6 protein-coding genes and 1 pseudogene are annotated in these 7,821 nt (G+C 73.1%); 2 read left to right on the forward strand and 5 right to left on the reverse strand.

What is annotated here, in order from left to right:
- From AOK16_RS23010 to AOK16_RS23025, 4 genes are all read right to left on the reverse strand, one after another.
- A partial coding sequence (locus AOK16_RS23010) for a fatty acid CoA ligase family protein (RefSeq protein ID WP_107098433.1) occupies positions 1-1,755 on the reverse strand: 1,755 nt, incomplete at its 3' end.
- A gap of 7 nt (positions 1,756-1,762) precedes the next feature.
- The gene (locus AOK16_RS23015; RefSeq protein WP_055474063.1) at positions 1,763-2,686 is read right to left on the reverse strand and encodes a beta-ketoacyl-[acyl-carrier-protein] synthase family protein; all 924 of its coding nucleotides are present in this window, start codon (positions 2,684-2,686) and stop codon (positions 1,763-1,765) included.
- A gap of 4 nt (positions 2,687-2,690) precedes the next feature.
- Entirely contained in the window at positions 2,691-3,800 is a 1,110-nt protein-coding gene (locus tag AOK16_RS23020; RefSeq protein WP_079101682.1) for a 3-oxoacyl-ACP synthase III family protein, read from the reverse strand.
- A 230-nt stretch (positions 3,801-4,030) separates the two neighbouring features.
- Positions 4,031-4,621 (reverse strand): helix-turn-helix transcriptional regulator, encoded by a 591-nt coding sequence (locus AOK16_RS23025; protein ID WP_055474064.1) that lies wholly within the window; start codon positions 4,619-4,621, stop codon positions 4,031-4,033.
- Between the two features lie 440 nt (positions 4,622-5,061).
- Between AOK16_RS23025 and AOK16_RS23030 the strand changes: the two genes are divergently transcribed.
- Positions 5,062-5,262, forward strand: coding sequence for an uberolysin/carnocyclin family circular bacteriocin (locus AOK16_RS23030; RefSeq protein WP_055474065.1), 201 nt, complete (start codon positions 5,062-5,064; stop codon positions 5,260-5,262).
- A gap of 94 nt (positions 5,263-5,356) precedes the next feature.
- Here AOK16_RS23030 and AOK16_RS23035 read toward each other — a convergent pair whose 3' ends face one another.
- Entirely contained in the window at positions 5,357-6,787 is a 1,431-nt protein-coding gene (locus AOK16_RS23035) for a hypothetical protein (protein WP_055474066.1), read from the reverse strand.
- 232 nt (positions 6,788-7,019) lie between these two features.
- Between AOK16_RS23035 and AOK16_RS23040 the strand changes: the two are divergent.
- A pseudogene (locus AOK16_RS23040) lies at positions 7,020-7,821 on the forward strand (molybdopterin-dependent oxidoreductase); the annotation flags it as partial.

The following is a 7,821-nucleotide window of genomic DNA, read 5'->3' on the forward strand; positions in this document are numbered from 1 at the left end:
CTCCGTCCGGAGGGCCCCCCACCGCCTCCTTGCGGAACGCCTGCCCGCGGCGCGGGCCGAACTGTCCTGCCCCAACTGCCCGGTTGCCCAGATCGCCAGCTCCTCGCGGCCTATTTTCGCGTTGTGGCGGATATCGACCGGGAAGGCGGGGTGGCGGAGGAAGTCGTGGATGTGCGCCGCCGGGGGGCCGGCGGCGGTGGCGAGGGAGCGGAGTTCCGGCAGCAGGCGCTGCCAGCCGGCCTCGTCCACGCCCGGGACGGTCTCCACGCACAGGACCGGGCGCTGCGCCCCCGGGGCGCCCACGCCCACCAGGGCCGTCCGGTTGACCAGCGGGTGCGCGGTGAACACGCCCTCGCAGCGCACGGTGTGCAGCTCCCCGTCCGCCGTGCGCACCCGCTGCGCCTTGCGCCCGCAGAACCACAGCCGGCCGGACCCGTCCAGATAGCCGAGGTCGCCGGTGCGGTGCCAGACCGCCGCCGCACCCCTGTCGACGATCTTGTGGTGGGCGTTGGCGGCCGGGGAGGCGTGGTAGCGGGTGCTCACCGCCTCGCCCGCGACCACGATCTCGCCGACCTCGCCCGGGCCCAGCCGCCGCAGCCCGTCCCAACTCGGCAGCGGCTCCTCGGTGACGGCAACGATCCGGACCTCCATCCCCGGCACTGGCCTGCCCACGCACGTCCCGTCTCCGCGCGCCCCGCGCTCCGCCGTCTCCCCCAGCAGCTCCGCGGACTCGATCGAGGAGATCGGCAGCGCCTCCGTCGCGCCGTACGTCACGTGCACCTCCGTCTTCTCGCCCAGCCCGGCGCGCAGCGCGGCGACGATGTCCGGGGCCACCGGGGCGCCGCCGGAGACCACGCTGCGCAGGGCGGGCAGGTCCGCGGGGTGCGCGGCCAGGTGGTCGCCGAGGGCGCGGAGGAGGGCGGGTGAGGCGAACATGGTCGTCACCTCGAACTCCGCCAACGCGCCCACCAGCGCCGCCGGATCGGCGCTCGCCACGCGCACGGGGTCGACCGGCGCCAGCACGAGCGTCGAGCCGAGGACGAGGTCGAGCATCCCGTAGAGGGGGAGCGTCACCAGTGAGACGTCCTCGCGGTCCCGCCCGTGCGCGGACGCGACCTGGCGGGCCATCGCGGCGGCCATCCGGTGGGTGTACTCGACCCCCTTGGCCGGGCCCGTACTGCCGGTGGTGAAGCCGATCATCAGCAGGTCCTCGCCCGAGGGCCGCTCGAAGTCCTCCGGCGCGGCGGCCTCCCGCAGCCCCGCCAGCGTGTGCCCGCCCCAGAACCAGCGGCGGCCGAGCGTCACATGGATACGGGTGCGGGCGAACGTGCGGCGGCTCAGCACCCGTACGGTGTGGGCCAGGGGCGGGCCGATGAAGGCCTCGGCGCCGACCGCGCGGTAGCAGTGCAGCATCCGCCGCACCCCCATGCCGGGGTCCACCACGACCGGCACGGCGCCGATGCGGAAGAGCGCGAAGACGAGGGCGAAGAGGTCGGGGCCCGGGCGGGCCATCAGGACGGTCTTCGTGCCCTTGGCGACCCCGATCCGCCGCAGGCCCGCCGCCAGCTCCTCGACCTGCAACTGGAGGGCGCCGTAGGTGAGTTCGCGGGGGTGGGCGCCGCCGCGCGGGTCGATGATCGCGGCCTTGTCGGGGAACGTACGGGCGTTGTACTCCAGGTGGTCGGCGAGGCCCGCCGGGCGGGAGTCCAGCGCGGTCGTCCGCGGCGTACCTGAGCCGGTCGAAGGATTCACCATGCTCCTCTCACCTGCCCTGCGGGCGGTAGACGGCGCAGGCGCCGCTGAGCCCGGCGCCGACGGAGACGAACAGCAACCGGTCGTAGGCGTCCGGCAGTCCGCCGTCCGCGCCGACCGCCCGCAGGTAGCCGAGGACCGGGGCGGCGGTGTGCGGCTCGCCGGGGCCGCCGGGCGACTCCGGCGCCAGCACGGCGGCCGGGTCGAGGCCGAGCCGCTCGGCCAGCTGTTCCCTGAAGCCGGGCGCGGCACGGGAGGTCACCACGAGCGTGCGGTCGAGGTCCAGGCCCTCCTCGCGGGCGTGGTCGGTGACCAGGCCGGTCGCGAGGTCGACCAGCCGCACGCCCCAGTCGGCGTCGCGGGTCACCGTGATGCGGCTCCGGCCCTCGCGGCCCATGGCGGCGGTGTCCAGGTAACCGGCAGTGCCTGCCCGCCCGTTGGCGTTGCGCTGCCGGACGCGGCCGAACCCGGCACCCGGTTCGGCCGAGCGCTCCAGCAGCAGGGCCGCGCCCAGGTCCGCGTACGGGTAGGCGGCGTCCCGCGTCGCGTCCCCGCAGGGATGGACGTCGGCAGCGGTGATCAGGACGCGATCGGTGGTGCCGGTGTGCAGCAGGCACTGGGCGACGTGCACGGCGCCCAGGACCCCGCAGGCGCCGTTCATCAGGTCGAAGGAGAAGCCGGCGGCGGGCGCGGGGCGGACGAGGTAGTCCAGGTTGATCCCGGCCGCCTTCTGCACCATTGCCGCCATGGCGGGCTCGAACAGGTTGGACTCGCGGTAGACGCCCACGTTGACCAGTACGCCGATGGAGTCCGGGGACACCCCGGCGGCGGCCGTGCAGTCCCGCGCGGCGCGGGCCGCCAGCCGTACGGGCGAGGGGTCGGGGTCGTGCGCCGGCGGAGTGGCGAGCGCGGCCGCGGTGATGACGGTGGTCACGGCGTCACACCCCCGCGCTGGTGATCGTCGCGGACAGGGCCCCGGCCACCACGCCCGAAGCGGCGGGCACCAGGAGGAACTTGGCGCCCCTGCGGGCCGTGCCCGCCCGCAGGTGCTGGTGCAGCGCCAGGAAGTGGGCGGTGGTGGCGGTGTTGCCGAACTCCTCCACCACCGCGAGGGATTCCGGCATGGGCGTGCCGAACTCGGCCTCACCGGTGCGGTTGACGAACGCGATGAACCGGGTTCCCACTTGGTGCTGGACGATGTAGTCGAACTCCTCCTGCTCGAAGGTCCGGCCGAGCTTCGCCAGCAGGTCGCCGTGGAAGGCCGGCCACAGCCGGAGCCGGTCCTCGCGGTGCATCTTCCGGTTGTCCGTGTAGAGCGCGATCCCCTGGGTGCGGTCGCTGGGCATGCCCAGGCACAGGTCGGAGTGTTCGGAGCAGGTCATCAGCTCGATGTAGTGGATCCGGTCGGCCGCGTCGGCCGACTCGTCCAGCAGGACCGCCACCCCCGAGTCGCCCACGGACAGCGAGGCGAACTGCGGGTCGTAGGAGTCGGTGATCTCGGCGGCGGCCGTCTCCGCGACCTTGGTGGCCTGCTCGCCGCTCACCACCAGGCCGTTGCGCACGACGCCCGCGCGGATCATCCGGTCCAGCACGTAGACGCCCGTCATCATCCCGGCGCACGCGTTGGACACGTCGAAGGTGATCGCGGCGTGCGCGCCCAGCTCGCCCGCGAGCATCGTGGCGAGGGACGGCTCGAAGTGGAAGCGGTCCCGGTTCTTGAACCGGGTGATGGACGAGGAGACGACCACGTCGAGTTCGCCGGCCTCGTAGCGGGAGTTGGCCAGGCAGTCGCGTGCCGCCTTCAGCGCCAGCCCGTACGAGTCCTCGCCCGCCTCCGGCCGCCGGTCGTACACCCGGCGCTCCCGCACCCCCGTGATGCGCTCCAGCTCCAGGCCCGGCACGCCGGCCACGCGGTCGACCAGGGCCGAGGTCGGCAGCACATGGGGAGGCAGATAGGCCCCCAGGGACTCGAAGCGGCTGCTGCGCGTGTCGGGGGCGGGGGCTGCGGCGCCGCTGGGCGCGGCGGTGATCGTCTCTTCTCGGGGCATGGGGCCCGAAGTTACTCGCCCGTAGATATCGCCATATCCATTTTGGTCACGATATGTCGAGCTGAGTGGGGTCATCGCCCGTCTGCGGCCTGGGGCGATGAACTCCCGGCGGGGGTCGGAGGAATGGCGAGAAGCCGCTGGCGGGCGGCGGGCGGCGTCCAGATGCCGGACGGCTGCGCCGCGGGGTCCGGCATCGGGCGGCTGCGCCGCCGGGGGCCGGCTTCGGACAGCTACGCCGCCGGGGTCTGGCTGTAGAGGGCCACCGCCTGGACCCGGTTGCTGACGCCGAGCTTGCGCAGGATCGTGCTGACGTGGCCCTTGACGGTCGTCGGGCTCAGGTAGAGGGAGTGGGCGATCTGCTGGTTCGTCAGGCCTTCCGCGAGGAGGCCCATCACCTCGGTCTCCCTCGGTGACAGCGGCCAACTCCTCTGGGGCGGTACGAGATCGGCGACGGTTCTGCGGCCGGCCGCCGGGGCCCGTACACAACTCCCGGCGGCCACCAGCAGTACGGCTGCCGCGAGTTCGGCCGCCGCGAGATCCCTGGCCAGGATTCCGCGCGCGCCCGCCTTCAGGGCGGCGGTGATGGCTTCGTGGTCGCCGGTGTCGGCGAACACGGCCAGCGGCGCGGCCCGCGCCCAACGGCCGAGCGCGGCCGGGCCCTTGGCGTCGGCCGAGTCGAGCAGGATCGCGTCCGGCGGGCCGTGGAGGGCCGGGATCGCGTCGGGCCGGAGGGTGTCCAGCACGGCCAGGTCGAAACCCTCCGCGCCGGCCAGCCGGTGTTGCGTACGCGTACGCAGGCGTGGGTCGCCGATCGCGATCACGGCCCGAATCACGGGTCCCCCCGGGCTTGTTCACCGAACTCGAGTAGTTGCGAGGATCATAGGTGGATGATCACGAATAACTCCAGAGTGACCGATTGAAGCTCTCTGTTGGCGCATTTCCGTTTTCGGGCGGTCCGAGTGGAGGGGGTCGCCTGGCGGGTACCGATCCGCCTCCGCCCTCCGTCAAGATCGTCCACGGCCTCAAGGGTTCGTGCGGACGGCACATGGGCTCAGGTGGACAGCGCAGTGCCTCCCCCCGCGGCGACGCTCCGACACGGGATCCCCCGCACCCACCCTTGGGGCCGCCACGAAAGACGCCCACGTGTGATCAGCCAGCGGCGCGTACAGCCATTGGCACGTATCAAGAGTGGAGTCAGCGGAGTCATGAGCAGTTCACTTCCCGGAAGGCCACCGGCCTCGCCTTCGCGGGCATCGGCGTGATGTACATCGCCGGCATGTTCGGCCTCTCCAGCTCTGTGGCGACGCAGCTCGTCAACGCGGTCGGCGTCGGCGGCCTGGTGCTGGCCGCCGCCATGACCCTGCTGTCCGGCGGTACAGCCGGCACGGTCGTCGCCACGGCCAAGCGGGCCATCAGCAAGTGGGGCAAGTCCGTCGCCATTTCACCTCACTGGGCCTCCTGAGGGGACACTGACCTGACGGCCGCGCCCCTCAGCCAGCCAGCCACTTCCGGCAGTTCTCCACGCAACCTCCTTGCTCCGGCGTCGAGCGCGTGGCTCACCACCCCGTGAACAGAAGGTGATTGATGAGGAGGGCCAGGATGGCCTGGGCTGTCAGCCAGGGGCGGTGGGTGGATCTTGGGAGGAGGGCCGTGCCGGGGAGGAGCCAGAGAGCGAAGGGGAGCCAGATGCGTTCGGTCTCCGCCTTGCTCATGCCCGACAGGTCGGCGATCGCGACCGTGAGGAGGGCGGTCAGGGTCAGGAGGACGAGGCGGCTCGACGGGGAGGGCGGGGCGGTACACGAAGCCAGTCCGCGTACCGCCTCCTGCCCCGTACCGGGTGCCAGTTCACGTACCGCCTCTCGCCCGGCGCCCACCGCACGCCTGAGCCCCGCCACCGTGGCGAAGCCGATGACGGCGACCGTGCAGGCGAGGTTCGCCCAGATCCAGTACGCGTACGGGCGGACGGCTGCGGCGCCCTGGTAGTAGCGCTCGACCAAGAGGTGGTATGCCTCCCACCAGTTGAAGCCGGTCACCGTGAAGGCGATCGGTACGACCAGCGCGCCGGCCAGCAGGAGCGGGAGCGGGCGGGACGTCCTCGTGACGAGCATTACCCCGGCCGCCATGACGGCGAACAGGGTCAGCCCGTACGAGAGGTAGCAGAGGAGGCCGAACAGCAGGCCCGAGCCGAACGCCGCCGCGGCGGGCCAGCGGGCCCTGCGGGTCGTGGCCAAGGCGAGGAGGGCGATCGACCAGGCGGCGACCGCGGTGAAGTAGCCGTCGGCGGAGGCACCGATCCAGACCGCGGCCGGTGCCAGGACGAGGAACGGCGCGGCTGCGCGGGCGATCCGCTCGCCGGTCAGCGCCCGTAGCGTGACGAGGACCGCGGCCGCCGCCGAGCCGCCGAGGACCACGCACCACATCCCGGCCCAGCCGCCCCCGCCCAGCCCGATGCGGTCGAGTCCGACGAACGTGAGGACGGCGCCCGGTGGGTGCCCGGCGATGTGCGCGGGCCAGTGGTCGGGAGAGTTGATCAGGATGTGCTGGTTGAAGTCGCGCAACGTGGCCCCGACGTCGTCGAACCGGTCGATGACCTGGAGGTACTCGTACCGGGTGGTGAGGCGGCGCGCGATGCCGCGGTACCAGCCGTCGACCAGGGCCAGCGAGAGGATCCACGCCAGGGACGCCGCCCACGCGCCGAACACCAGCGCGCGCCAGGGCAGTCGGACCGCGAGCCCGGGGCCGTACGCGATCACGGCGGCGGCGACCGCCAGTGCCGCCGGGGTGCCGGGGCCGAGGTGGGGCTCCCACCACGCGTACAGCGGCGGCCAGCCGACGTGCAGGCTGCCGTCGGCGTGCTCGAGGGCCCGGCCGACGAGCACGGCGGCGAGCAGGAGGGCGGCGGCTCCGGCCACGGCGGCCAGATCGCGGCGGCGGCCCGTGCGCTCCTCGTCCGGGCGCAGCCCGTCGGCGCGTGGATCGGTCTTCACGCCAGCACGGTAGAGGGACGGTAGCTGCTTCGGGGACTTCGGCGGGGCGGCGTCATCGGACCGTCAGATTCCCCCCGGACCGTCAGGTCCTGGCCTGAGCCCGGGATCCTCGCCCGCCCGGATGCTCGCCGGGCCGCCGTGACGGGGCGGGCTACGGCCGAGCGGTGGACGTCAGGGTTTCGTCACAGGCCGTACGGCTCCCGCGGCCCCCCGCGCGACATACCGTCGGAGCATGGGCGACGGACAGCACACCACACCCCCCTCCCTCCCCTCCTCCCCCGGGTTCTGGCGCAGCCCGGTGCGGGGGGTTCGGTTCACGGCGGTGCTCGGCGTGGTCCTGCTGGGCGGGATCACACTGCTGTTCGTCACCGGCCTGGTCTCGTACGCCGCGTACAACCCGGGCCTGGCGCCGGTCAACGACAAGACGCCAGGCCGGGGTTGGCTGGGCTTCTACCTCTTCGACTGGCCGACCGACCCGCACTGGCTCTACCGCCTCACCCAAGGAGTGCACGTCACCCTCGGCATCGCCCTGATCCCGGTCCTGCTGGCGAAGCTGTGGTCGGTGGTGCCGAGGTTGTTCGCGCTGCCCCCGGCGCGCTCCCTCGGCCACGCGTTGGAGCGCCTCTCGCTGCTGCTGCTCGTGGGCGGGGCGCTGTTCGAGTTCGTCACCGGGGTGCTCGACATCCAGCTGGAGTACGTCTTCCCCGGCTCCTTCTACCCCCTCCACTTCTACGGGGCATGGGTGTTCCTCGCCGCGTTCCTCGCGCATGTGGGGCTGCGGTTGCCGCAGGCGGTACGAGTGTTGCGCGAGCGGCGGTCGGAGCGGCGGGGAGAGCCCGCGGGGGACGGGCTGGACTCCCCCGACCCTGCCCCGCCAACCCTCTCCCGCCGCGGAGCGCTCGGCATGGTCGGCGCCGGGTCGCTGCTCCTGCTGGCGACGACGGTGGGGCAGAGCATCGAGCCGCTGCGCGCCACCGCCCTGCTCGCCCCGCACGGCGGCGGCGACCCCGGGGAGGGGCCGAACGGCTTCCAGA

Origin of the sequence: Streptomyces pathocidini (assembly GCF_001418495.1) — a bacterium.
Classification (GTDB): domain Bacteria; phylum Actinomycetota; class Actinomycetes; order Streptomycetales; family Streptomycetaceae; genus Streptomyces; species Streptomyces pathocidini.

Coding starts and splice junctions, on each gene's coding strand:
- AOK16_RS23030 (WP_055474065.1), top strand. CDS start 5,062: ATGTACATCGCCGGCATGTTCGGCCTCTCCAGCTCTGTGGCGACGCAG.
- AOK16_RS23020 (WP_079101682.1), bottom strand. CDS start 3,800: ATGCCCCGAGAAGAGACGATCACCGCCGCGCCCAGCGGCGCCGCAGCC.